21 protein-coding genes are annotated in these 24,742 nt (G+C 69.7%); 5 read left to right on the top strand and 16 right to left on the bottom strand.

What is annotated here, in order from left to right:
• The 3 genes from LZG04_RS43085 to LZG04_RS26985 all read right to left on the bottom strand — a co-directional run bounded on the left by LZG04_RS43085 (nucleotide 1) and on the right by LZG04_RS26985 (nucleotide 2,286).
• A complete protein-coding gene (locus LZG04_RS43085; RefSeq protein ID WP_374202889.1) occupies nucleotides 1–321 on the bottom strand; it encodes a PaaX family transcriptional regulator C-terminal domain-containing protein in 321 nt (106 codons plus the stop codon).
• Between the two features lie 211 nt (nucleotides 322–532).
• A complete protein-coding gene (locus tag LZG04_RS26990; protein WP_233821798.1) occupies nucleotides 533–1,087 on the bottom strand; it encodes a VOC family protein in 555 nt (184 codons plus the stop codon).
• Entirely contained in the window at nucleotides 1,084–2,286 is a 1,203-nt protein-coding gene (locus tag LZG04_RS26985; RefSeq protein ID WP_233821797.1) for an MFS transporter, read from the bottom strand. The genes LZG04_RS26990 and LZG04_RS26985 overlap by 4 nt, the downstream gene beginning before the upstream one ends.
• A gap of 181 nt (nucleotides 2,287–2,467) precedes the next feature.
• Between LZG04_RS26985 and LZG04_RS26980 the strand changes: the two genes are divergently transcribed.
• Together LZG04_RS26980 and LZG04_RS26975 are read left to right on the top strand one after the other, a co-directional pair.
• Nucleotides 2,468–3,367 (top strand): LysR family transcriptional regulator, encoded by a 900-nt coding sequence (locus LZG04_RS26980; protein ID WP_233821796.1) that lies wholly within the window; start codon nucleotides 2,468–2,470, stop codon nucleotides 3,365–3,367.
• 378 nt (nucleotides 3,368–3,745) lie between these two features.
• A complete protein-coding gene (locus tag LZG04_RS26975; protein WP_233821794.1) occupies nucleotides 3,746–4,804 on the top strand; it encodes a hypothetical protein in 1,059 nt (352 codons plus the stop codon).
• A 747-nt stretch (nucleotides 4,805–5,551) separates the two neighbouring features.
• On the opposite strand, the gene LZG04_RS26970 is transcribed toward LZG04_RS26975, so the two are convergent.
• Genes LZG04_RS26970 through LZG04_RS26960 form a run of 3 tightly spaced genes read right to left on the bottom strand, consistent with a single transcriptional unit; the run spans nucleotide 5,552 to nucleotide 9,200 of the window.
• Nucleotides 5,552–6,481 (bottom strand): hypothetical protein, encoded by a 930-nt coding sequence (locus tag LZG04_RS26970; RefSeq protein WP_233821792.1) that lies wholly within the window; start codon nucleotides 6,479–6,481, stop codon nucleotides 5,552–5,554.
• A 5-nt stretch (nucleotides 6,482–6,486) separates the two neighbouring features.
• Entirely contained in the window at nucleotides 6,487–8,598 is a 2,112-nt protein-coding gene (locus LZG04_RS26965; protein WP_233821790.1) for a phosphatidylinositol-specific phospholipase C1-like protein, read from the bottom strand.
• The gene (locus LZG04_RS26960; RefSeq protein WP_308199332.1) at nucleotides 8,595–9,200 is read right to left on the bottom strand and encodes a toll/interleukin-1 receptor domain-containing protein; all 606 of its coding nucleotides are present in this window, start codon (nucleotides 9,198–9,200) and stop codon (nucleotides 8,595–8,597) included. The genes LZG04_RS26965 and LZG04_RS26960 overlap by 4 nt, the downstream gene beginning before the upstream one ends.
• 470 nt (nucleotides 9,201–9,670) lie before the next feature.
• Between LZG04_RS26960 and LZG04_RS26955 the strand changes: the two genes are divergently transcribed.
• Nucleotides 9,671–11,878, top strand: coding sequence for a DEAD/DEAH box helicase (locus LZG04_RS26955; RefSeq protein ID WP_233821786.1), 2,208 nt, complete (start codon nucleotides 9,671–9,673; stop codon nucleotides 11,876–11,878).
• A 98-nt stretch (nucleotides 11,879–11,976) separates the two neighbouring features.
• Here LZG04_RS26955 and LZG04_RS26950 read toward each other — a convergent pair whose 3' ends face one another.
• The gene (locus LZG04_RS26950; RefSeq protein ID WP_233821784.1) at nucleotides 11,977–12,117 is read right to left on the bottom strand and encodes a hypothetical protein; all 141 of its coding nucleotides are present in this window, start codon (nucleotides 12,115–12,117) and stop codon (nucleotides 11,977–11,979) included.
• Nucleotides 12,118–12,557: 440 nt separating this feature from the next.
• On the opposite strand from LZG04_RS26950, the gene LZG04_RS26945 reads away from it, so the two are divergent.
• Both LZG04_RS26945 and LZG04_RS26940 read left to right on the top strand, forming a co-directional pair.
• Nucleotides 12,558–13,097 carry a hypothetical protein gene (locus tag LZG04_RS26945; RefSeq protein WP_233821782.1) on the top strand — a complete coding sequence of 180 codons (540 nt, stop codon included), beginning with the start codon at nucleotides 12,558–12,560 and terminating at the stop codon, nucleotides 13,095–13,097.
• A 181-nt stretch (nucleotides 13,098–13,278) separates the two neighbouring features.
• Nucleotides 13,279–14,145 (top strand): phosphotransferase enzyme family protein, encoded by an 867-nt coding sequence (locus LZG04_RS26940; RefSeq protein ID WP_233821780.1) that lies wholly within the window; start codon nucleotides 13,279–13,281, stop codon nucleotides 14,143–14,145.
• 12 nt (nucleotides 14,146–14,157) lie between these two features.
• Here LZG04_RS26940 and LZG04_RS26935 read toward each other — a convergent pair whose 3' ends face one another.
• The 9 genes from LZG04_RS26935 to LZG04_RS26895 all read right to left on the bottom strand — a co-directional run bounded on the left by LZG04_RS26935 (nucleotide 14,158) and on the right by LZG04_RS26895 (nucleotide 24,741).
• Nucleotides 14,158–15,777, bottom strand: a complete 1,620-nt coding sequence (locus tag LZG04_RS26935) for a tannase/feruloyl esterase family alpha/beta hydrolase (protein ID WP_233821778.1) — start codon at nucleotides 15,775–15,777, stop codon at nucleotides 14,158–14,160.
• Between the two features lie 287 nt (nucleotides 15,778–16,064).
• A complete protein-coding gene (locus LZG04_RS26930; protein WP_233821776.1) occupies nucleotides 16,065–16,730 on the bottom strand; it encodes a lytic polysaccharide monooxygenase in 666 nt (221 codons plus the stop codon).
• A gap of 205 nt (nucleotides 16,731–16,935) precedes the next feature.
• Nucleotides 16,936–17,400: a DoxX family membrane protein gene (locus tag LZG04_RS26925; protein ID WP_233821774.1), complete on the bottom strand. Its 465-nt coding sequence runs from the start codon at nucleotides 17,398–17,400 to the stop codon at nucleotides 16,936–16,938.
• Nucleotides 17,397–17,810 carry a hypothetical protein gene (locus LZG04_RS26920; RefSeq protein WP_233821772.1) on the bottom strand — a complete coding sequence of 138 codons (414 nt, stop codon included), beginning with the start codon at nucleotides 17,808–17,810 and terminating at the stop codon, nucleotides 17,397–17,399. The genes LZG04_RS26925 and LZG04_RS26920 overlap by 4 nt, the downstream gene beginning before the upstream one ends.
• A 66-nt stretch (nucleotides 17,811–17,876) precedes the next feature.
• Nucleotides 17,877–18,584: a hypothetical protein gene (locus LZG04_RS26915; RefSeq protein ID WP_233821770.1), complete on the bottom strand. Its 708-nt coding sequence runs from the start codon at nucleotides 18,582–18,584 to the stop codon at nucleotides 17,877–17,879.
• 231 nt (nucleotides 18,585–18,815) lie between these two features.
• Nucleotides 18,816–21,113: a family 49 glycosyl hydrolase gene (locus LZG04_RS26910; RefSeq protein ID WP_233821768.1), complete on the bottom strand. Its 2,298-nt coding sequence runs from the start codon at nucleotides 21,111–21,113 to the stop codon at nucleotides 18,816–18,818.
• A 53-nt stretch (nucleotides 21,114–21,166) separates the two neighbouring features.
• Nucleotides 21,167–22,894, bottom strand: coding sequence for an alpha-glucosidase (locus tag LZG04_RS26905; RefSeq protein WP_233821766.1), 1,728 nt, complete (start codon nucleotides 22,892–22,894; stop codon nucleotides 21,167–21,169).
• 19 nt (nucleotides 22,895–22,913) lie between these two features.
• Nucleotides 22,914–23,816: a carbohydrate ABC transporter permease gene (locus tag LZG04_RS26900; RefSeq protein WP_233821764.1), complete on the bottom strand. Its 903-nt coding sequence runs from the start codon at nucleotides 23,814–23,816 to the stop codon at nucleotides 22,914–22,916.
• Entirely contained in the window at nucleotides 23,803–24,741 is a 939-nt protein-coding gene (locus LZG04_RS26895; protein ID WP_233821762.1) for a carbohydrate ABC transporter permease, read from the bottom strand. The genes LZG04_RS26900 and LZG04_RS26895 overlap by 14 nt, the downstream gene beginning before the upstream one ends.
• Nucleotide 24,742 lies beyond the last annotated feature (1 nt).

Genomic DNA, 24,742 nt, shown 5'->3' with positions numbered 1-24,742 from the left:
TCACTTTGGTGGCGAATTCCTATTCCTCGGACCGTGATTCTCAGCGGCCGACTCGCGGACGTCGCGAGCACGCGCATCACGCCGTGGCGGCGGTTGCCGGTCACCCATGATCGACACAGCGACCCGGCGGGTCACTGCGACGGTTCGGACGTGTTCCCGGGCCGGGTAGACCGCGAGGAACACTTCGCGGGCCCGTGCGCGCGGCCAGTCGGGCGGCAGCAGGGTGAGCGGGAGCAGGGGTTCGAGTGCCGGGAAGCGGCGGTAGGTGTCCATGACTTCGGTGCGGTGCGCACGGCGGCGGCCCCGGTGATCCCGGTGCACACCCGCGCCTCACCCGACGGCTGGAACCGGGGGCCCGCCGACGGATCGAGGCACGATCGCGAAGACCGCCGGCGGCAAGCACTTGGTCCACGCGCCCGCGCTGGCCGGGGCTCCCGGTGGCGGACCGCACGGGCGGCTGGTGCGCGACGCCGACTCCGAGGGCGACCCCGACACGGGTCCGGCGCACCGGTGAGCCCGGCGAGCGTCTCGGTCAGGACCGCACCCGCGGGAGGCACCGACGAAGGTGGTGCGGGGACTCCCAGCGGCCGACGCCGCGCAGCGCGTGCTCCAGGAACGTGAACCGGTCGATGCAGGTGCGGTAGTCGTGTGTCCCGATGGTCGCCCGCACACGGTCATCGGCGAGTCCCGCGAGCACGGCGTCATCGTCGGGCACCTCGCCCCCTGGAGGTGGTCCCACCGGCCCTCGTCGAGGAGCAGGCGCAGGTCGGTGAGCATCGTGCCGAGATCGGTAGACGAGCTGGTACCCGCGCACGGCGTCGAACAGGTCCGGGTGCTCGTCGGCTGAGCAGGTGCCGACGTGCCCGTCGCCGGTGACGACCTCCAGCGCTAGGACGGCATCGCTCGGCACGCCGTGCCGCCGGCTGGTACCGCCGCTCGCCGTGCCGGCGTTCGATTCCACCCGCTCCGCCTCCAAGCTCAGGACGTCGCGGTAGAACCGCAGCGAACGGTCGACCTCCCCGACGTTGAGGACGATGTGGTCCAGTGCCGTCACGCGGATCGCCCGGCCGGGCGTGCCGGTGCTCATGCGCGTGCCCTCTCTCCGGCGTGTGCGGCGTCACGCTGCGAGGTGAAGGCGGTCAGCAGTGCGGCGACGGTCAACGCCACGCCGAACCACACCGCGCCGGTGGTCCCGAAACCGCCCGCGAACAGCCCGCCGAGCAGCGCGCCGAGCGCGATCGAGATGTTGTAGCCCATGGTGTTGAGCGACATGGCGGCTTCGAAGGTGTCCGGGGCCGCGGCGAGCATCATGTTGACCTGGCAGAGGTTCGCCGCGCCGAAGGACACACCCCACACCACCACGGCGACCGCCAGGCCCGCCAGGCTGCCGCCGATCACCCGGAGCAGCAGCAGGGAGGCGACGAGCCCCGTGCAGGCGACGACGAACGTCGCGCGCATGTTGCGGTTGACGGTGTGGCCGGCGACGAAGTTGCCGATCGCGCCGCCGATCCCGAAGACGATCAGCAGCCCGGTCACCCACGCCGCCGACGCACCGGCGCGCTGCTCCATGAAGGGGCGGATGAACGTGTACGCGCCGAAGTGCCCGAGCACGTACAGCGCGACCGTGGTCATCACGACCCGCAGCCGCCCGTTGCGGATCGGCAGCGCGAACACCTCCCGCACCGGGATGGCGCTCCGGGACGGCAACGACGGGAGCGTGAGCACGACGGCGAGGAGCACCGCCAGGCTCAGGCCGCTCCAGATGAGGAACGTGGTGCGCCAGTCCGTGAGGCTCTCGATGAACGTGCCCAGCGGCACGCCGACGACGGTGGCGACGGACATGCCGGACAGCACGACCGCGGCGGCCCTGCTCGCCTTGTCGTCGGGGACGAGCCGCATCGCCATGGCGACGCCGATCGCCCAGAACACGCCGTGCGCGAAACCGGTGACGAGCCGGGCGGCCAGGACGATCGGGAAGTTCGGCGACAGGGCCGTGACGAGGTTGCCGACGGCCATGATCGCCAGCAGCGCGGCGAGCAGCGCGCGGCGGTTCACCGTGCGGCTCCACGCGACCAGGAACGGCACCCCGACGCCGGCGGAGATGCCGTACAGGGTCACCATCATGCCCGCGAGGCCGACGGAGACGGACAGCCCCGCGCTGACCGGGGTGAGCAGCCCGACGGGCATCAGCTCGGTGGTGACGAAGACGAACAAGCTCGCGGTGATGGCCGCGACGCCCAGCCACGCCCGGAACTGCGAGCGTGGTTCGGCACTGGTGGTGGTCATGCGTGTCCCTTGCGAACATCCCCGCACGAGCGGGGGGAAGAGGGCCGGGTTGGTGGTCGCGCTCAGCGCTTCACCTGGTGAACTCCCGGTGTGGCCTTGTCACGACTCGAGTCTCGCCGCGCGCCGGCGATGAGTCCAACGCACTGTTGTCACTCCAGCGATGCCGCTCCATCATTGATCCATGGAGCTCCAGCAGATGCGTTACGTCCTCGCCGTCGCCGAGACGAACAGCTTCACGCGCGCCGCGGAGCAGTGCCTGGTCGTCCAGTCGGCGCTGAGCCGCCAGATCGCCGCCCTGGAGCGGGAACTGGGTGCCCGGCTGTTCGACCGCACCAGCAGGCACGTGCGCATCACCCCGGCGGGCAGGGCGTTCGTGGCCGCGGCCCGCGAGAGCCTCAACGCCGCGGAGCGGGCCGTCGCGGACGTGGCGGCGGCGACCGGCGAGGTGCGCGGCAGGCTCGCCCTCGGCCTCATCCCCACGGTGGCCGCGGTCGACATCCCGGACGCGTTGAGCCGGTTCCGCGAGAGGTACCCCCACGTCCGGCTGGACATCCGCGTCGGCGGCAGCGAAGAACTCGTCGAACAGGTGCGGCAAGGCAGGATCGAGGTCGCGTTCCTCGGGTTGCCCCCCAGCACCCGGCCGGCGGGCGTCGACTTCCGTGAGCTGGCCCGGGACCGGCTGGTCGCCGTCGTCGCCCCCGACCACCCGCTCGCGGACGAGCCGGCCGTGGACCTCGCCCGGCTGTCCACCGAGACGTTCATCGACCTGCCACCGCACTCGGCCGCGCGGGCGCAGTCGGACGAGGCGTTCGCCGCCGCGGGCCTGCGCCGCGAGGTCGCGTTCGAGGTCACCACCGCGGACTTCATGATGGCGCGGCTCGTGCGGAAGGGCCTGGCGATCGCGCTGCTGCCTTCGACGTACGTCCCCCACCTGACCGGCCTGGCCACCGTCGAGATCACCGACGCACCGGTGCGCGTCGAGTACCTCATCTGGAGTGGCACCGGCCGAACCCCGGCGGCGACCGCGTTCCTCGACCTGCTGCCCCTGCCGGGTCGCCGGCCACCGGGCAGTCCTGGCTGAACTTGTCCGGTTGGTCACCGTGCAGCTACCCGCACCGCCTCCCCCTGATGGCCTTGACGACGTCGATGTGCAGCAGCGCGGCCGTGTCCGTGAGGCGATGCTCGGCGGCGGCGCCCCGTCGTCCTGTGCGCCTTCGAAACCGCGAGAAGCCCCGACACCACTCGGCCGCACAGCCACGCTCCGGCCATTTCCTGGTAGTGGAACTCCGACCGGCTGCCACACAAAGCGGAACCCGAGGAATTTCAAACGAAACCCTGTTCGGCAAGTAATCTCAGTTTCACACCACCGACCGCTCGTGAACACCCGATCGGGCGCTGGACAACGCGACAAGCACACCGGAACACTCGAAGCCATGTCATCCTCGACACGGATCCGGCGGTGACCGTCCGCTCAGCCCACATCGCCAAGACGTTGGACATGGAATTGCGTGCGATGCGCAGAGGGCTTGGTATCTACGACCCACGATTGTCCGCACGAATGGGCAGCATGGCCAAACGCGTGTTCGCAGTGGCGCCGGCGGACTCCATCACGACAGTCCGGTGGAAGGTGATCGGCGGCTTCGAGAAAGCCATGATCCGGCTCCCAGCGCACGAGCGCGACGTGCTTGCGGCCGCGTTCAACTACAACGCGCGGAACGTCGCATACCGACACCGTGTCGAGAGTTACGGGGAGACGTGCGGCGTCGGTGAGAGGACGGCCCGGCGGTGGGCCGACCGCAGCACCGCCGTACTGGCCCAGGCGTTGCTCGACACCGGCACGCCCGCCGTCCGCGGCGGCTGGTGGACCGATCACCTGGCCATGACCATGGTCCTGGACCGGCCGCGCGTCGAATTGCTGGAGGTGCGGCGGGTCGTCGCCACCGACGACGTCTCCGAACTCCACCTTCCCTTCCACGTCACGGGCCTGTCTGCGGATCAACTGGTGCAGCACGCCTCCTTCGAGGTCTTCTACGGCGGATCCCTGCGCATCCTCGGTCCCGAGTCATCCGCACGCATGGGGTTGACGATGAAGCTCCCGCGCACCCTGCACGCCGGTGAAGAGCACGAGTACGCCATGCTGGTCAGGTTGCCCGCCGGGCACGCGCCCGCACCACATTTCGTGTGCGTACCCCGACACCCGTGCACCAAGGCGGAGTTGCGGGTGCGCTTTCCGCACGACGCCGTTCCGTACGGCCTCACCAGGGTGGCCGACGTCCACCAACAGGACGTCGACGACCCGGTGGTGGCGGGAACCGCTGTCGAGGTGAACGCGGCTTCCGAGGTCCACGTCGAGTTCGTGCACCCGGTGCCCGGTCTGGCCTCGGGCCTCCGCTGGGACGCGCCCGCTCACGGCGAGTACGGCGTCGCGCTCTCGTCGACCAGCACTCCGGCCGGGCTGGTCACGGTCAACCGCGACTCCGTCACCCGGTACTCGGTCGACCCGTTGCGTGCGACGTAACCGGTGAGGCTCGGCTCCGCTCGCAACGAGATGTGCGTGTCCGGCGTGATCGGACGGTCCCTCATGCGCCCGTCGTAGTGCAGCCCTCCATTGCCGTCCCGACAGATCGTCACGACGAATGAGGGCGTCCGGTACGCCGCAACGAGCGAGGCGTCGCCGGAGGCTGGTCCGAGGTGCCTGCGGACCTCGTGCGGGCACTCGGCGCTTTCGCCGGACGAGGTCGCCGAGGGCAACTCGAGGACGTCCCACTGCGTCGCCGCCAATAAGACAACGGCGACCGGCAGGGCCTTCTTCGCCCAGGCCGGGAGCTTCCACCCTCGGCTCACCCCGCGAATCCACCGCCAGGCACCGCGCACGACGGGACCGATCGCACGAACGCGCGACGCCTCGCCGGCGTGCCGCGGTTCGGGTGCCGGCACCGCGCGCTCTGCCTGGACCGGGGCCGGCAGAGGAGGAGGGCCGAGGGTGATCTGGAACTGCGAGGGTGCCGGACGCTCCCCGTCCGGCAAGTCGGTGACGTAGTCGCACAACACGCACCTGCCGCTCGACGCCAGCGCGGCCGCCCCACAGCCACCGCACCGGGGCACCACACCGGTCATGAGACACCGCCAGTAGGGGATGGATCGCCGTTGTGATCTCCGGGTTCATGACGTGGCCCGTGCCACGTGATGCACCGTTCTCCCCGCACGTGCTGCTGGTTCCTTTCCGGTCGTACCGGGTGTTCGAGGTCCGACGAGGCGAGTGGCGTCATTCGTCCACCTCCGAACCATCCCGGCGGACACCGTCGCCCCTCTCGGACAGGCCCGTCGCGTCGATGACGGCGTGCCCGGCGTCGAGCGCACCGGGCACGGTGCCGCGCAGCCGGTCGCGGAGCTGCCCGGTCCGCCCGGGCTGCGGCGTCGGCACCACCCGGTCGAGGATCCGCTTGCTGATGCGGGTGCTCTCACCGGCGGAGAGCTTCCCGGACTCCAATGCCGCCCGAACCAGGTCCAGGTTGACCTTGGCCTCGGCCTCCTGCGCGTCGCGCTCCATCTTCAGGAAAGCGGACGGGTCACCGTTGTTGATGGCCATGTAGTGGGCCAGCATCTCGTCGCGGGAGCCCGTCGCGACGTCGCGCCGCGCTTCGCGGTTGATCCGCTCCAAGAGCAGGTTGCGCTGGGTGGCCCGGAGGTCCTCGGCGTCCGCGGCGTCGACGTCGACGCTGACGACCGAGAGGTCGAGCCCGTACGGTGAACGGGCGCCGCGCAGGATGTCCAGGACCTCGATCGCCGCCCGGTCGCCATCAAGGACACCGAACTTCGGGGTCACGCTCCGCGCCACGGTGGCCATCGACTCGTACACCGCTGCGGCCATGTCGCGGTGGCCCTCCCGCACGACAACCGTCGGCTCGATCACGCTGCACGAGAACCGGAAGGTGACTGAAAACATCCAGGGGTCGGCGCTGCGGGACGGCACGGTGAAGGTGAGCCCGTGCGAGGTCATGTCGATCAGGTAGGCCGTCCGATGACCACCGCCCCGTCGGCCGGGCGCGGGAGCACCGGCCGCGATGACGTCGAGGCGGCCATCCCGGTGCTCCAACACCAACGCGGTCCCGCGCTGCGGTGCGCGCAGCGTGGTGAAGCGGAGCAGGATACCGCTGCGCTGGTGCAGGATCGGGTTGTAGGTTTCCTGGATCACGTGTTCTACCCCTCTGCTTTGAGCAAGTGGTCGTAAAAGTGAGCTGCCGTCGGTGACGGCGAGTCGGTGTCGAAGGCCCAGGTCGAGAGCAGGTCCTCCAGAGTGGCGAAATCGTCGTCGGAGCGGTCGGCGATGCCGGCCAGCACGTCGACGACCGCCCGTCGTGGGACGCGGGAGCCGTCGGCCGCGGCGACCCACCCGCGCAGGGCGTTCTCCGCGATCTCGCGCACCGGCGCACAGGACAGCGCCCGGCCCCACAGCTCGGCCAGCAGGTCGAGGTGCCGCTCCGGTCCGCTGAGCAGGGCCGGTAGCGCATCACCCGAACCACCGGTGCTACGGACCGCGTAGGTGAACACGGTCAGTGCCTTGGCCGTGGTCTGCTCGTCGGACGGTGTCCCGCTCCAGTCGAGCAACGCCTCCAGCAACGGCGTCGTGACACCGGACTCCAGCAGCGTGCGCGCGGCGATCGAGACGGAGGTCAGCGGCGCCCACTGCGGGTTGCGCACGAGGCTGCGCAAGACGTTGAGCGCACGTCCCGGGTCGGCGACGCCGAGCCGGCCAGCCGCCGCCAGCGCGGCGGTGTCGGCGAGGTTGCGGGAGCGGGCGGTCGACCCGAGCTCATCGGCCCACCGCTGCACGTGCCCCCAGAACGCGCCCACCTCACCGCTCAGCGCGCCCGCGACGTCGAGGCCGAGCGCCGCGCTCTGCCTGAGCACTGCGGACCTGTCCGTCGCCCAGGGCAGGAAGAGTTGGTGCATGCCGTACTCGAAGTCCACGGCCGCGAGCACGCCCGCTGCGTCGGCGGCCCGGGCGTGGATCTCCACGTTCGGGTGCGCGGCGAGCCGGCTGAGCCACGCCACGACCTTGCCCCGCGCGCCGTCCAGCTGGAGCCAGAGCCCGGCGAGCACCGCTTCGCGCAGGTCGTCGTGACGGAACCGGAGCGTTTCGGGACCACTGGCGTGCTCGGTCCGCTTGATCCACCCCCGCTCCGCGCCGAGCATGCGCGAGTAGCGGAGGGTGGAGCCCGCACCACCGCCGAGCGCACGGGACAACTGCACCGCCGCGTCGACCACCCACAGGTAGGTCAACTGCTCGAGCACTGCGGTGGCCGTCACGAACGCGATCTCCGACAGCGCCGGCGACGCACTCAACCACTCGGCGACCTGCTCGTGAGGACTGCGCAGCCGCGCCACCTCCTGCCGCGGATCCGTTCCGAGCCGCAACGACTCCACGAGCACGTGTGCCACGCGGGTGGCGAAGTGCGGGTCGTCGCGCTCCGCCAGGACGTCGACGAGCTGCGCCCTCACGGCCAACTCGTCGAACCGCGGACCGCCCACCTGCGGCGCGGCGGTCGTCACCCTCTTCCGCACGATTTCCAGTGGATCGGGCAGGGCGAGGTCGTCCAGCACATGCTCGAAGCGGTGCACGGCGGAAGCGAGGGTTCCCTCCACCGGTCCGGTGACGACGACCAGGAACCTGCCTTGGTCGCGGAGGAGACCCGACACGCGGGTGAGCCACGTGTCGTCGAGCCGGTGGGCGGCGTGCGCGCCCCTGGTCGGCTGGTCGAGCACGACGAATCCCCGCCCGCGCGCGGGCGGCTGCCACTGAAGGCTTCCCAACACGCTCACGGGCAGTTCGACGACATCTGGGTGCTCGGCTCCGCCCAGGACTTCGTCGAGCATCGCGAGGGCGCGCGACCGCCTTCCGGTCCGCGCTTGACCGGCGAGGATCACCAGGTGCGAGGTCGCGAGAGCCGCGGTCCCCGTCTCGAAGCCCTCCGGCCGCACGTAGTTGTCGACATCGGCCAATTGCGTCGCGTCCACCGGCACGGCGGTCGGCCGACGCGGCCTGGCCCTCCGTGCCGAGCCCGCCAGGAAGTCGCCGTGAACGGTGATGCCCGCCCGGAACTCGTTGATGTTGTCGGCTCGCCCCCGGCCCAACTGCGACGCGATGGCCAGCGCGCGGGCGACGTCGATCCCGCTCGCGTCGTCCATCAGCCGCGCCACCGTCTCCTCCTGGGACATCGGCGGCACGTCCTGGTCGTCGGCACGCGGAAGCCGCTCGTCCGACCCGGGCAGGCCGGACATGGGGTCGAGCGCCTCTAGGTCGTCGATCACGAATTCCTCCGACCGCGCCCGTAGCTGGGACCGGCGTGGAAGTCGCGGGCGACGTCGATCCTCCCGGCCTGTACCACGTTGTTCTTGTTGCCGGACACGGTGAAGGCGTTGGTGTCGGAGGGGTGCAGGCGCGGCTCGGGCAGGCCTTCGACCTCCTTGGCCAACCGGTTGGCCAGCCGGTCGATGTCATCCTTCGCGGTGCGGAAGCGAACCTCGGCGTCCTGGAGTTCGGCCAACCAGGTCAAGCCGGACGGGAACTCCTCCTTCGGCACTCGCGCGCAGTCGAACCGCACGGGCACGACGACCTTGTCCAGCGCCGACGCCGTCAGGAGCTCGCGCCGAACGAAGTCGTCGGGGTCTTCCAGGCGTCGGCTGCCGTCCGAGCGCCTCGCGCCCAGCCAGTTCGCGCCCATCACGACCAGCAGGGCGGCGCACTGCTCGACGGCCTCGAACATCCTCACCTCCCAATCGGCTCCAGGAGGGATCGACTTCGAGGCCAGGAACACGGCGTCCGAGCCGAAACGCTCGGACAACGCGCGGTCGAGCAGGACGGCGGCGTACGGCTGGTCGGTCACTCGGTAATTGAGGAAGACCTTCGTCACTGGCAGTGCACCTCGCTTGAAGGGATTGCGCTGAATGGGGAGCCGGCCGCTCGGATGGGCCAGCGAATTGGCGACACTGCGGATAGTGCCACACCGGATCGCCGCAGTGACAAGTCCTACCGGCGAGTAGCGAAGTGTTTCCCGTTTCCTCTTGGACGTCCTTGACGATGTCCTTTATCTGTCCACTGGACAATTACCGGACGGATTGGACTGCACGCATCGAACGGGTTAACGTGTCGATCGCCCGTTCCGGGTTTCCCGTTTCCCACCCGAGTAGGCAACGGGAAACACCTGCTCTGGCAGCACTGCGCGCGGCAAAATCGACGGCACCGCAGTCGACTCGCCCAGCTCGATCAGAGCACGGTGTCGCCCCCGCCGTCGGGGCTCCCCGGACCGCGAATGCGCACCATGTGCGTCGCGGTGGGGCGCCGTCCCCGTCATGTCGGCTACCAGCGATCTCAGGAGTGCACGTGACCACTTCGCAACGAACCGACGGCGGGGTGCACCGGCCGTCCAGGGCCGTCCTCAAGCTGGTGCGCGCGCTCTCGCACCGCGCGGCGGAACTCGAGCGCGCTCCACAGGAATTGCGCCGTGCCGCGCGTGAGCAGATCACCGCCCTGGTGCGGGCCGAGGCAACGGCGCGTGTGCGAGGGCTGCCCGCCGAGGAGCTGAAGCCGTTCGTCGGCCGGTCGATCCGGCTTGGCACCTTGATCAATGCCGGTTTTCCGACGATCGGCAGCATCGAAGCCACTCCCCGGCACCAGCTCACCATGATTCCCAAGGTCGGCGCACAGACGGTGGACGATGTCCTGCGCGCCGCGGCGGAATACCGGGAGCGGCTCATCCGCAACAGCGATGTCCGGTTCGACCCCGATCACCGGACACCGGGCCACACCCGGCTGCTAGGCTTCCTGCTCGCCATCCGCGGCGCCGACGCCGCAGTGGCCGGACTGCACGATCAGGTGGCCCGGTTTCGCGAGCGCTCCGCGCCCCTACTGGCCAAGGCCGCCCCGACCGCGTCCGCTCTCTGGCGGTGGACCTTGCCCTTCCGGCCCACGACGCGGAATGAAGCGAGAGCGGCGCTGGTCGAACTGGCCCTGCTGGCCGGCGAGTCGGACACGCTGAAGCTGGCGGACGCGATCGGGAAGGCCGAGCGCGCGATCGACCCGGGCGCATTCGACCCGGCGCTGTCGTGGCAGCTCTACCTGCGCGACGCGGCGTCAGTGAACGCGTTGCTCTCCACACTGGGTGCCTCGGACGCGCAGGAGGACGTCGCCCGAGGCCACCTCGGTCCTGAACTGCGCCGGAAGATCGACGCAGTGCCGCTCGACGTCGGCCTCCTCAAGCCGACGTTGACGTTGCGCCAGTACCAGGTCTTCGGTGCTCAGTACGCGATCCACCAGGAGCGGGTGATCCTGGGTGACGAGATGGGACTTGGCAAGACGGTGCAGGCGCTCGCCGTGATCGCGCACCTGGCCGCCCAGGGGCAGAGCCGGTTCATGGTGATCTGCCCGGCCAGCGTGCAGGTCAACTGGCTCAATGAGATCGACAAGCACAGCCGGCTGAGGGCGTTCAGCCTGTACGGCAACGACAGGGAGTCGAACACGCGGCTCTGGCTGCGCGAAGGAGGCATCGCGGTCACCACCTTCACCACGCTCGGGCGGTTGGAGCTCACGGAACAGGTCAAGCTGTCCGTGCTCGTGGTCGACGAGGCGCACCAGGTCAAGAACCCGCAGACCCGTCGGGCCCAGGAAGTGGTGAAGGTCATCGACCGCGCGCACCGCGTGCTGTTCCTCACCGGAACACCGATGGAGAACCGCGTCGAGGAGTTTCGCAACCTCGTGCACCACCTGGACCCCGCCCGCGCCGCGCTGATCGACCCCGCCGACCTCCTGCATGGCGCCAAGACCTTCCGCCGTCAGGTCGCCCCCGTCTACCTGAGACGCAACCAGGAAGACGTGCTCAAGGAACTCCGGGACAAGATCGAGGTGGAGGACTGGGTGCGTCTCACGCCGGCGGACGAGAGGGCCTACCGCGAGGCCGTCGCAACGGGAAACATGATGGAGATGAGGCGCGTCTTGCTGACCTCGCAGGACTCCGCCAAGCTCCAGCGCCTGTCGGAGATCATCGAGGAAGCCGTCGAGGACGGACGCAAGGTGATCGTCTTCTCCTTCTTCCTGGAAGCGCTATCCATCCTGCACCGGCGGCTGGGTGATCTCGCCATCGGGCCGCTGGTCGGCAAGGTCTCGCCACAGCGGCGTCAGGCCATGGTGGACGAACTTACAGACCGACGGGGCCCCGCCGTGCTGCTCAGCCAGATCACGACCGGCAGCCTCGGTCTCAACGTCCAAGCGGCGTCCGTGGTCGTCATTGCCGATCCACAGTGGACAGCCGGCGCCGAGGACCAGGCGATCGCCCGCGCACACCGGATGGGCCAAGCACACGCCGTACAAGTGCACCGTCTGCTGGCCAAGGGCAGCATTGACGAGCGGATCCGCGAGGTGGTGGAAGAGAAGGTACTGCTGTTCAACGAGTTCGCGCGCAAGAGCGACGCGAAGTCGTCCGACGCGCGAGCGGTCGACAGCGCGTTCCACCGGCCCGAGGTGCTCGACGATCCGGCAGTTCCCCTGGATCATCGAATGATCATCGCTGAGCGCTATCGGCTCGGGCTCGCCTGAGGTTTGGCGGGTTGGCGGGGCGTTCCGGAGAGCGGCACAGGTCCGCGGCCACGGGTCGGGTCCGGCCGCATTCGGCGGGGTGGCCGGGATCGGCCATGTCAGCGGTCGACGGCCTCGGGGTCGAGCGCTTCGGCGCCGGCGGCGGGTAGGTCGCCGAGGACGTCGACGAGCGAGCGCTTCACGCCTAGCGTGGCCGGTGTCGACCAGATCGGCGGCGGGCGACCCGGGATGCCGAACATGGTGCCCACCTCCGACGGCCGGTGGATGCTGACCTACGAGTACGTCGGCGGCGGCGACAACGTGCACTACAAGATCTCGTCCAACCCGCTGGACTTCTACTCCGTCGGTGGTGAGGCGGAACCGAACATCACTTCCCTCCCGGTCACCGCGGGATCCCCGGCACTCACGCCGGGGAGAAGCCCGGTCGTGATCCGGACTCCCGACGGCCGTCTCGTCTACAACGCGGCGGGCAGCGGTGATGTGTGGGTGAACCCGAGCGGCAGCAGTTACTTCCAGGGCACTTTTCGAGGAAACCGCACCTATCGCGCGCTCCGCAGTTCTGCGGCGAGGACACCCACGCACGGTGTTCCTCACCAAGCCGTTCAGCCGATTGAAACAGTGGCGGACGGATCGCGAGACTCGGCCTGTCCATCGCCCTTTCCACAGAACGGGAATCCTCATGCGCCTGCGTTCATTGATCGTCGCCGCGGTCGGCGGGCTGTTCGGCGCGGCGCTGTTGCCCGTGCCCGCTTCGGCGTCCGAGGCGTCCGCGGCGAGCGTGGTGGACGTCAACTGTTCGCTGGGCACCCAGGTCGGCACGTACTCCCCCGGCATGACGCTGCTGCCCAGGCAGATCGACTTCCGCGCCACCGGCACGCTCGGCGGCTGCGTGTCGCCCAGCCACCCCGAGATCACCGGAGCCACCTTCACGGCCCTGGTCAGCGGCACGTTCAGCTGCCTGGCCGGCTCCACCACCAACACCTCCACCTATCACTGGAACACCGGCGACAGCAGCACCGTCGAAGGCGGCTTCGAGGTCAACCTCAAGCCCGGCGGCACCACCGTCCTGGTGCTGACCGGCACCGTGGTCGACGGCCTGTTCCAGGGCGCGACCGTCGTGCAGACCAAGGTCCTGCCGGCCACGGACCTCGCCGCCTGCCTCACCCCGCAGGGCCTGACCAGCGTCAGCGGCACCGCCACCTTCACCGCCCTGCTGTGAACCGGCGAACGGCACGAGCGGAGGTCACGTGAAGGCAGTGCAAGGATTCGACGGCTGCTGGTCGTGATCGCGCCCATCGTGCGCAGCACCCCTGGTCGTTCCTGAACGAAGGTTCTTTCCAGCTCGTGCGACCGCCCCTCCGCGCGGAAAGCCGGGTCGGGCGGTGTGCCAAGATCCGGGAATGGACCAGTCGGGTGTGACGCGTGCGATGGCCGCCGCGACTTCGGTTGCCGCGTCGGTCGGCTTGTCGGTCGGCGACGCGATCGTGCTCCACAACTCGAACAAGCTGGCACTGCGGTTGACGCCCTGCGACGTCTTCGCCCGGGTCGCCCCCGTCGGGCAAGAGGTCGCGCGGTTCGAGGTCGAACTCGCTCAGCGGCTGGCCGAGGTCGGATGCCCGGTGTGTCCGTTGGAGCCCTCGGTGGACCCTCGGGTTTACACGCGTGATGGCTTCACGGTGACGCTGTGGACTTACTACGAGCCCGTGACGCCTCACGTCGCGCCGGTCGACTTCGCCGAGGCGTTGGCACGGCTGCACGTCGGCATGCGCCAGGTCGGGCTGCCGAGCCCGCGGTTCACCGACCGGATCACGGAGGCGGAAGAGATCATCACCGACCCGGCTCGCTCACCGGAACTCCCCGACGCCGAGCGCGCCTTCCTCAGCGGCAGGTTGGCGAGCCTGCGTCGGGAGATCGAGGAGCGCGGTGCGGTGGAGCAGCTGCTCCACGGCGAGCCGCACCCGGGCAACGTGCTCGGCACGGTGGACGGGCCGTTGTTCATCGACTTCGAGACGTGCTGCCGCGGACCCGTGGAGTTCGACCTCGCCCACGTGCCCGAGGCGGTCTGCGCGCACTACCCGGGCATCGATCGAGAGCTGCTGGACTCGTGCCGACAGCTCGTGCTGGCGATGGTCGCCGCGTGGCGTTGGCACCTCGGCGACGAGTTCCCGAACGGGAGGCTGTTCGGCGACGAACTCCTGCGCGCCCTGCACGACGGTCCCCCTTGGCCGACGCTCGACGCGATGGTCACGCGACTGGGCGACAGGTAACCGCGCGGGCGGTCATGGTGCGACCGGGCCGGGCTTGTGGTGCAGGTAGGCGCCGACCCAGTCCACCGCGTCACGCGTCGGACGGGTCGGTGGGGCGGGCCGGAAGTTCGCCGCGTCGTCGACGCTGCCGGTGCCGTCGTAGCGCGCGGTCAGCGGGTACGGGAACACCGGTCGCGTGCGCACCACGGTACCGGCGGTGTCGCGGCCGGTGGCGATGATCCGGTCGGGGGCGGTGCCGTGCTCGACCCAAGCCAGGAGGGCGTGCAGCGGGTCGAACTCGGTCAAGCCGGTGCCGCCGCCGCAGTGCTGGAGGCCGGGCACCATGAACACCCGCGCCCAGCGCCGGATGTCGCCGCCGTCGTGCCGCGCCAGCCGTTCGTAGTAGTCGAGCAGGCCGCGTGGCGGGATGCCCTGGTCGCTCCAGCCGTGCCAGAGGATCAACCGGCCGCCCGCGCGGCGGAACTCGCGCAGGTCGAGGCTCATCGCGTTGCCGTGCGAGCCTTCCACGCCCAGCCGGGCGAACTCGCGGGTGGTGAACTCGACATCGGCCAACGACGAGTGCGGCGTGCCCATCGGGTAACCCAGGTACCGGAGGTAGTTGTCCGCCAGCAACGCGGCCACCGAGGCGTCACCGAACTCGGGGACGGGGATGACCCAGCCGGCCCAGCCCGGTTCGGAGCCCCGTTCCTGGCCCGCCGGGTAGAGCTTGTCGCCGTGGGCGTCGGTGGGTCCGGCGTACAGCCGGCGGGCGGCGTCGACCTGGGCCGGGGTGAGGCACGTCGGCCGGTCGACGCCGGGTGGGCAGAGCAGCGCGGCCGGGTCGTGGTCGCACCGGCGCGGGTCGTCGATCTGGCCGTCCACCAGGCCGTCGAGGTGGTCGCAGTGCCTCATCACCGCGTCGTGCAGGGCGGGCAGCCGGTCGGCGGTGAGCACCGGTCGGCCGTCCGCGCCGGTGTTGGCCCGGACCAGCCACGCCTGGTAGAGCAGCACCGGGGACATGTAGTTCACCGGCGCGCCGGCGATGATCCCGTCGAAGTCGTGCGGGTAGCGCTGGGCCAGCAGCAGCGCCTCCCGTCCGCCGTTGGAGCAGCCGCCGAAGTAGGAGAACGACGGCGGCTCGCCGTAGAAGTGCTCGATGATCCGCTTGGCGGCCATTGAGACCACGTGCGGCGCGCGGAACGCGAGGTCGTCGCGGGCGGCTTGGTCCGCGGCGGCCCAGGTGCCGTCCACTGAGGGCACGGGCGCTTGGCTCACGTGCCCGTCGTCGGTGGTGGCGACCGCGAGGCCGCCGACCTCCGGGCCGCAGTCGGGGAACTGGGGTGCCGCGAGCGTGCCGCAGAACCCGCCGCAACCGTACTGGAGGTAACGCCCGGTGTAGGTGGTGGGCAGCTTCAGGTGGAACCGCACGTGCGGTTCCACGTACCCGAGCACCGCGCAGTGCGCGGCCTCGGCACCTGCCCGCACCGGTTCCGCGCTCGTCACGTGCACGCGGGTTCCCGGTATCGCGAAGTCGCGGACCAGGGCGGCGCACTCGGCCACGGGTTCGATCGTTCCGCCTCGAGCGGCCGACGCGGTGGTGCCGGGGACGAGCAGCGAGGCCACCAGGCCGACGACCACGAGCAAGCGGGTCACGGGCACCTCATCTCGTCGGCCGGCAACGCGGTCCGACGGTAGACCCGCCGTGCGGTGGCCGACAGGGGTTCAGCGCCGGAACGCTCGGATCACCGCAGCCGCGTCCCCGCCTGTCCGCCGCCACGCCCGGATCCACTGCGGCGTCCCGGAGGAGGTCCGTGTCGGCGGTGAGTCGTCCTCGGCCACCGCTTCCCACTCGCCCGGTTCGTGGACCGGCGGCGACGCCCACGGCTCCGGCCCCACCGACGGCACCGTCCCGCGATCGGCGGGACGGTGCCGTCGAGGGGTCAGCCGAAGTCGATGTCACTGCACAGGAAGTACTTCTGGTCCATGTGCGAGGCCTTCCAGATCGTGACGAGGACGTGTCGGCCCTGGTAGCCGGAGGTGGTCACGTCGGTCTTGTACTCGAACTGGGAGCTGTAGCGGCCGGTCTGCTTGACGAAGTCCAGGTCGCCCCAGCCGATCATCGAGGTGGTGGGGTCGAAGCCCTGCTTGGTGATGTAGATCTTCAGGTAGTCCGCGCCGTGCCGGGCCACGTCCTGCACGGTGACGGGGAAGTTGCTGCCGACCCTGGTGGCCTTCCAAGGGCCGGGGTTGTCCATCGGTGCGTAGCGCCCGCCCTCCGCGCGGCCGGCGCTGCAGATCTGGCCGTCCGGGACGGCGCTCTCGAGGTTCTCGCCCAGGTTGTTGGCGTACAGGGCGTTCCAGTTCCACATGGCGTCGGGGCTCTGGTGCCACGCGAGGTAGCACATGAAGTCCTGTTCCTGCATGCCCGGGGCGTCCGGACCGTTCCAACGGGTGGCGCAGCCGTAGTTGCGGGTGGGCGGGTCGACCACGGTGCCGTGAGCCGAGGCGCTGGTCGGCTGGAAGGTCAGCGCCGTGGCGATGAGCGATAACAACACGGCGAGGTGCAGGGCGGTTCGGCGTTGCTTGGTGGGTGATGCGGTGTGCATGTGGTGTCCTCCATGGGTGAGGGGTTCGGGGGCGGTGGCGTCGTCGAGGTCGACGACGCCACCGCTTCCGCACGAGCGGGACCAGCCGGCCGCCACCGAGCGGTCCCGCTCACCCCGCGTGGTCGGGCCGCGCGGGGGCGTCTGGGGTGGTGTCGGTACTGACGTCGAGCACCTTCGGCGATCCGGCACGCGCCGGGAGCGCCGGTCAGTCGGTGACGCGGTAGGCCGTGGCGGCGGGGTTCGGCAGGGTCGCCGGCGTTTGCGCGGGACGGTGCCGGGCCCGTCGTGGCTGGTCCGCGGACATGAGCACCAGGCACGCGGTGATCAGGACGAGGTTCTTGACGACGAACTCGCCCTCGGTGGTCAGCAGCAGCGGGTTGCCCGCCTGGAACGCCGCCCGCGGCTGGACCACCAGCACGAGGAACGTCCCGAGCAGGTGGGCCGCGGCACAGGCGGCGACCCAGCGCAGGCGGCGGCCGAGCCACAGCGCCGCGCCGAGCACGACCTCCGCCGACCCCAGCGAGACCAGCAGCAGGCCGCGGTCCAGCCAGGGCACGGTGCGGGCGACCAGGTCGGCGACCGGTGTCACGTCGGCGACCTTGAGCGCGCCGAACCACACGAACACCAGGCCGAGCGCGCCGCGCAGCAGCGTCACCGCGCGGCCGGTCACGGCGCACCGCACGTGGTGGTGTCGACGGGGTCGACGCGCCACTGCCCGTCGCGCAGGCGCAGCAGGTGCTCGCCGGTGCGCTCGCCGTGCCGCCAGGCGACCCGGGCGAGGTCCGGCCCGTCGGCGACGACGCCGAGCACCTCGTAGGGCACTCCGGGTCCGCAGTGCGCGAGCCGGTCGACGAACGCCTCCCGCGGATCGCGTCGCTGCGCTTCGGCGGTCCACATGTCCCACGCCGTGGTCGGGTCGCCGCCCGAGAGCAGGCCGAGGTAGGTGGTGGCGACCCCGCGCAACCGCGCGGCGTCCTCCGCCGTCATCGAGTGGTGCTGGTGGTGCGAGTGGTCGGGTTCGCCGGACGCGCAGCCGGCCACGACCACGCCGGTCAGGGCGAGGCAGACGAGGGTTCTCACGTGGATCCTCCCGGGGTGGCCGGGCAGCGGCCCCGCGTCGTCGCGGGGCCGCCACCCTGCCTGGGGTCAGTTGCCCAGGCGCTTGGTGCCGTACTGGGAGATCCAGTGGTTGCCGCCGACGTTCATGTCCGCCAGGACCTCGACGGAGTCACGCGTGGCCTCCAGGCTCATCGAGCCCTGGTTGGAGCCGGCCAGCTCGTAGGTCCACGTCTGCCCGACCGGGACGGTGCGGTCGGCCAGCGGCACGTCGTGGAACCCGAACCGGATGATGTAGTGCGACTCGCCGTTGCCGCGCGGGACCTCGACGTAGTCCTGCTGCGGGTGCCCGTACTGGACCGACGCCCGGTAGTGGTGGTCCACCGAGCCCGAGGGGGCGCGGAACTTCAGCACCAGGCAGTCGGTGTGCACGGGCGCGGCGCTGGTGTTGGTGAAGACGAGCTTGCGGTTGCCGTAGAAGGTGCCGCCTTCGAGCTGCACCTTGACCGACAGGCCGACGTTGCTCTTGAAGGTGGTGTTCAGCGGCTCGTCCAGGACCGGGTTGCGGCCCGGCACGGCGTAGTCCGTGCCCCGGCGGCACCGCTCCAGGGGCGAGCCGTCGACCGAGGATGGTCCGTCCGGGTACTGCTGACCGTGGGCCGCCGGTCCCGCGCTCACGGGGGACGTGACCGCGACGACGTTCGCGCTCGCGGGCAGCGAGGACGCGACGAACGCCGCGGACAGCGCGAGACCGGCGACGCCGGTGGCGGACCAGGCCGCCTTGGCCGACTTCTTCATGGGTGTGCCTCCGTCAGGATCGGAAGGAAGCACCGGGGGAAATGTGTCCCGCCGGGGCTGGAACACCGTGGCGGCGGCTTCTTCAGATTAGTGAGACGAGCTTTTTGCTGTCAATGACAGAATTTCGTCGAGTATTGTTCGGGGTGCGGCTCACCCAGCCATGCTTCCACCGCGTTCCGTCCTTTTCACGACGGAACGCTTACCGAACGAGGGTGGCCGCGCAATCGCCGGTCAGCCGGTGAGGGTCCATTTCTGGCTGTGCCACGTGCCGCAGTCCCACAGGTGCAGGCGGGCGCCGTTGGTCGTGCTCTGGCCTTCGACGTCCAGGCACCGGTTTGACTTGAGGTTCTTCAGGGTGCCGTTCGACTGGAAGGCCCACTTCTGGCTGTCCCAGGTGCCGCAGTCCCACAGGTGGGCCTTGGTGCCGTTGGCGGTGGCGCCGCCTTCGACGTCCAGGCACTTGCCGCCGGACTTGAGCTGCTGCCCGTCGAGGGTCCAGGTCATGGCGGGCACGTCGGCGCAGGTCCACTGCTGGGCCGCGGTGCCGTTCGCCGTGCCGCCGCCCGCGCGGTCGACGCACTTGGCGGAGGCCCCGTTGACGATCCGGCCGCCGGTGACCGGGTCCGGGTTGCCGCCGCCCGGGCCCCACGCGTTCCAGTTGTCCCAGGTCTCGGCGTCGAAGCCGATGCGGCCGAGCTGGTCGGCGGCCCAGTTGGTGCCGGACTTGTCGATGACGGTGCCGCCGACGGTGTAGTTCTCCAGCTTGAGGCCGCGGCTGTCCCGCGTCTCGTTGCCGAGGGTGACCTTCTGCCCGCCGCTGTTGCTGTACCGCTTGAGCAGGTTGACCTGCGAAGAAGCGTCGAGCTGGCTCCAAGCGTCGATCTTGAGGTTCTTGACGTGGATGTTCTCGGTGCTGGAGAGGGCGAAGACGCGGATGGCGCAGTTGGTCATGCCTTCGACGGTGATGTTCTCGAAGGTCATGTTCTTCACCCACGCGTTGGGGTCGGCCTTGGTGGTGGAGCCCATGTCCTCCCAGTGCGAGGAGGAGTTGAGGATGCAGGTGTTGTACTTGACGTCCTTCCAGTACATCCGGTTGTGGATGACGTGGGTGTTGTTCACACGCACGTTGTCGATGTTGCGCGGGGTCCAGCCCCACTGGATGACGGGCCCGTTCTCGTTCTTCCAGACCACGGTGTTATCAATGGTGACGTCGCTGTGGTACATCTTCAGCACGTCGTCGTTGGCGTTGAAGAACGTGTTCTTCATGGTGCTGCCGCGGTAGAGCTCGATGCCGTCGGTCTGCCAGTACCAGGAGCCGACCTGCTTGTAGTTCTCGACGCGCATGCTGAAGGTCTGCTCGTCGCCGTAGACGACGAACGAGTGGTACGGCGGTTCGTTGATGGTCACGCCCTGCAGGTCCAGGTGCTGCTGCCGGCCCTGGGCCGAGGCGAACTGGAGCATCTTCACGCAGGTGGAGTGGCAGTTGGACGCGCCGGAGAGGTGGTCGTAGTTGTTGGCGGTGTCGGCCTCGTAGACGTACTGCTCACCGGAGAGCACGCCGTACCCGGTCACCTTGTACAGGCCCTGGCTGTCGTCGGGGAAGCGGATGGCGCCCTTCACGTAAGCGCCGGGCGCCAGGTAGACCCACTTGACCTGCTTGGGCAGCAGCGCGTGGTACTTCGAGGTCATGTAGTAGGTGCCCGGCCGGAAGTACACGATCTCCTCGCTGATCGTGTTCAGGTTGGTGACCTGGCCCTGCGGCGGGTAGTAGGTGCTGCCCGAGGCCGCCGTGGGGATCAGCCGGTCCCGCTCGGCCCCGGTCGGCGCGGGTTCGGCGAAGACCACCATGGAGTTGCGCGGCTCGGTGTGGATGGCGCGGTTGCCGCCGCCGGACGCGGTGGTGAGCTTGCCCGCGTCGCCGGCCGGGCCCGACATGTCGTTGTACGCCGTGTACAGCTGCGGGTCGAACTCGACCGAGAAGCGGTAGCCCGCCGCGCTGTAGGGGACCTTGATGCGGACGGTGTCGCCGTCGACGAGCTGCTTGGTGAAGTTCAGGCCGCTGGGCTTGATCTTCACCTGGTCGGCCGAGGAGACGCTCTGGCCGGTGCGCAGGGACACGTCGACCCACACGTCGGTGGCGTACTGGAAGGACGACCAGCTCATCGTCAGGTTCGCCGACGAGGAGAACTCCGCGCCGTCCTCCTTGGTGTAGCCGATCTTGCCCTTGCCGCTGCGCGGGATGCTCAGGTACGTGAACGAGTCGTACCGGGTCGCGGGCGCCGCGGCGGTGGCGACTTGGACGTCGTAGAACGACGAGCGCCTGACCTTGTCGCTCGCCACCGGGCTGCTGGTGTTGAACTCGTGGTTGTCGTGCCACCACGTCTTGAGCTGATCACTGTCGGCGGTGGAGACGGCGGCCTGGGCCGGTGGCGTCCCCGCGCCCACCCAGGCCGGCACCACGGGCGCGACCAGGGCCAAGGCCAGACCGGCGGCGAGCACCGCCGGTCGGCTCCATCTTGCTGCGGGCATGGCGAAATCCTCTTCTCGTCATTGGGAAGGGTTTGCGTCGTGCGGCTACGGCCTTACTTCATGAAGACGTGCGCGGACCACGGCTCCATGGCGATGCGGCCGTTCACGACCGTCGGCTCGTCTACATTGGACAGCAGCAGGTCGGCGGCCGACCAACCGCCGTCCAGGGTGGCGGTCTGCGGTGTGCCGCCGAGGTTGGCCACGACGAGCAGCCGGTCGTCGTTCAGGGTGCGTTCGTAGGCGTAGAGGTAGGGTTCGTCGGCCAGGAGCATGCGGAAGTCGCCGCGGGCGATCACGGGCAGCGCGTGGCGCAGCTCGATGAGCCGCCGGTAGTGGTTGAAGACCGACTTCGGGTCGTCGTACTGGGCGGCGGCGTTGAGCCAGGTGTGGTTGGGGTTGACCGCGATCCACGGCTCGCCGGTGGTGAACCCGGCGTTGGGGCTCGCGTCCCACTGCACGGGGGTGCGGGCGTTGTCACGGCCCATCGCGCGCAGGCCCCGCAACACCGACTCCGGGTCCGCACCGGCGGCGACGGCCTCGGCGTAGTGGTTGAGCGACTCGACGTCGCGCATCTCGTGCACGCCGGCGAACGGCGCGTTCGTCATGCCCAGTTCCTCGCCCTGGTAGACGTACGGTGTACCGCGGTGCAGGTGCAGCACGGTGGCCAGCGCCGTGGCCGACTCGCGCCAGTACCTGCCGTCGTCACCGAAGCGGGACACCACGCGGGGCTGGTCGTGGTTGTTCCAGTACAGGCTGTTCCAGCCGACCTCGCCCAGCGCGGTCTGCCACCGCCCCAGCGACGCCTTGAGGTCGCGCAGGTCGAGCGGGCGCGGGTCGAACTTGCCGCCGGGGCCGTGGTCGAGGGAGACGTGCTCGAACTGGAACACCATGTCCAGCTCCCGCCGTCGCGGGTCGGTGAACAACCGCGCGTCCTCCCAGGTGACGCCCGGCATCTCCCCCACCGTCAGCAGTTGGGCCGACCGGCCCTCGAACACCTCGCGGTGCATCTCCTGGAGGAACTCGTGGATGCGCGGTCCTGTGCCGTAGTGCGGGAACCCGTCACCGAGGCCGCCGACCCCGGTGGTCGCGCCGTCCGGCAGCTCGGGATCCTTGGAGATCAGGTTGATGACGTCCATCCGGAAGCCGTCCACGCCCCGGTCCAGCCACCACCGCATCATCTCGTACACGGCGTGGCGGACCTCCGGGTTCTCCCAGTTCAGGTCCGGCTGCTTGGGGGCGAACAGGTGCAGGTAGTACTCGCCGGTCGCCTCGTCCAGGGTCCAGGTCGGGCCGGAGAAGAACGACTCCCAGTTGGTGGGCTCCGCGCCGGGCTGCCCCGCTTCGAAGCCCTCGCGCGGTGGCCGCCACCAGTACCAGTCGCGCTTCGGGTTGTCCCGCGAGGACCGCGACTCGACGAACCACGGGTGCTCGTCGGAGGTGTGGTTGACCACCAGGTCCATCACCAGCTTCATGCCGCGGGCGTGCACCTGCCCCAGCAGCCGGTCGAAGTCGTCCAACGTGCCGAACGCCGGGTCGATCGCCTGGTAGTCGGAGATGTCGTAGCCGTTGTCGGCGTGCGGGGAGGCGTAGACGGGCGACAGCCAGATCACGTCGACGCCGAGCCGGTGCAGGTGGTCCAGCCTGGCGATCAGGCCGGGCAGGTCGCCGACGCCGTCGCCGTCGGAGTCGGCGAAGCTGCGCGGGTAGACCTGGTAGACCACGGCCGAGGTCCACCACGGGGCGGTGTCCACGGTGGTGGTCGCCGTCTGCTCGAGAGTCATGTACGTCCTTCGTGGGGTGTTATTTGACCGCGCCGAGGTTCACGCCGCGCATGAGCGTGCGCTGGAAGAGCAGGAAGAACACGAGCGCCGGCAGGATGCCCGCCAGCGACGCGGCGGCCAGCGCCGTGGGGTCGCTGGTGTACTGGCCGCTCAACGCGCCCAGCGCGACCGACACGGTCTGGTTGTCCGCCGAGGGCAGCAGCACCAGGGGCAGGAAGAAGTCGTTCCAGGTCCAGATGAAGAAGAACGTCATCAGCACCGCCATGGTGGGCCGGGTCAGCGGCAGCACGACGAGCCGGAGCACCTGGAAGCGGGAGGCGCCGTCGAGCCTGGCGGCCTCCAGCACCTCCGGCGGGAACGTGCCCAGCACAGACGACAGCATGTAGGTGCCGAACGCGCTCTGGAGCACGGCCAGGATGATGACGACGCCGGTCATCGTGTCGTACAGCCCGAGGTCGCGGGTGAGCACGAACAGCGGGTACACCAGCGCTTCCTGCGGGATCGTGAACGCGAGCATGAACAGCGCGAGGATCCACACCCGACCGCGGATGCGGCCGATGCCGATGGCGAACGCGGACAACAGGCTCAGCGCGACCGCGATCAGGGCCACGCTGCCGCTGATCACCACGCTGTTGAGCAGCTTGCGGTTGAAGTCCACCCCGCCCCAGAAGTCGACCAGGGCGGAGAAGTCCAGCTCGGTGGGCAGCGAGACCGGGCCGTTCGCGATGTAGTCGGGTGCGGGCTTGAAGGCGTTGATGATCGCGATCCAGAACGGGAACAGCATCAGCAGGCCGATGCCGGCGACCAGGGCGAGCACCATCCAGCCGCTCACGCCGCGCTTGCGGCGCTTGACCTTGCTCACGGGCGGCTCGGACGGGGGCGTCACGGTCACGGCCGGCTTCTCCAGGCTATCCACGGCCATCTTCGAACCCTTCGGAGTTGCGGGTCTGGTAGCGCAGCAGCGCGACCGCGACGACCGAGATCATCAGCGCCAGCACGGACGCCACCGCGGCGCCGTAGCCGACCTTGGTGGTGGTGAAGAAGTTGGAGAAGGAGAAGTAGGCGGGCACGATCGTGCTGGTGCCGGGCCCGCCGCGGGTGAGCACGAAGATGGGCGCGAACACCTTCAGCGCGGCCACCGAGGTGGTGATGAGCACGACCGCGATCTCCGGCCGGAGCTGGTTGAGCGTGATGGTGCGGAACTGCTGCGACCAGCTCGCGCCGTCGAGCTCGGCGGCCTCGTACAGCGCCGGGTCGACCCGGGACAGCCCGGCCATGAACACCACCACGGTGTAGCCGATCTGGAGCCAGACCAGCACGTTCATCACCGCGTAGATGGCCAGGTCGGAGTCGCCGAGCCAGTTCTGCGCCAAGCCGCCGAGCCCGAGGTCGCGCAGGGTGGTGTTGATGATCCCGTACTGCGGTTGGTACATCCACTTCCACAGCACGCCCGCCACCGCGATCGGCAGGATCTGCGGCAGGTAGTAGGTGGCGCGCAGGAAGCTCGCGACCTTCGACCCGAACTTCGGCGAGATGAAGTTGAACAGCACAGCCGCGACCACCACCCCGATGGCGGTCGGGAGGATCGCCATGGCCACGATGAACGCCACGCTGTGCCGGAACGAGGCCCAGAACAGCGGGTCGCCCAGCAGCCGCTGGTAGTTCTCGAACCCGATGAACACCGGGTCGCCGACGCCCCGGAAGGACGTGAGGCTGTACCAGAGGTTCATGCCGAACGGCACGGCGACGACGGCGAGGAACCCGACGGCACCGGGCAGGATGTACCACCAGTAGCCGCCGCGGCGTTCGGACGTGCTCCTGCGCCGCATGGCGGTGAGCGAGGACATG

The organism is Saccharothrix sp. S26, assembly GCF_021390395.1.
Taxonomy (GTDB): domain Bacteria; phylum Actinomycetota; class Actinomycetes; order Mycobacteriales; family Pseudonocardiaceae; genus Actinosynnema.
This window is presented reverse-complemented; position numbering and strand designations above follow the sequence as displayed.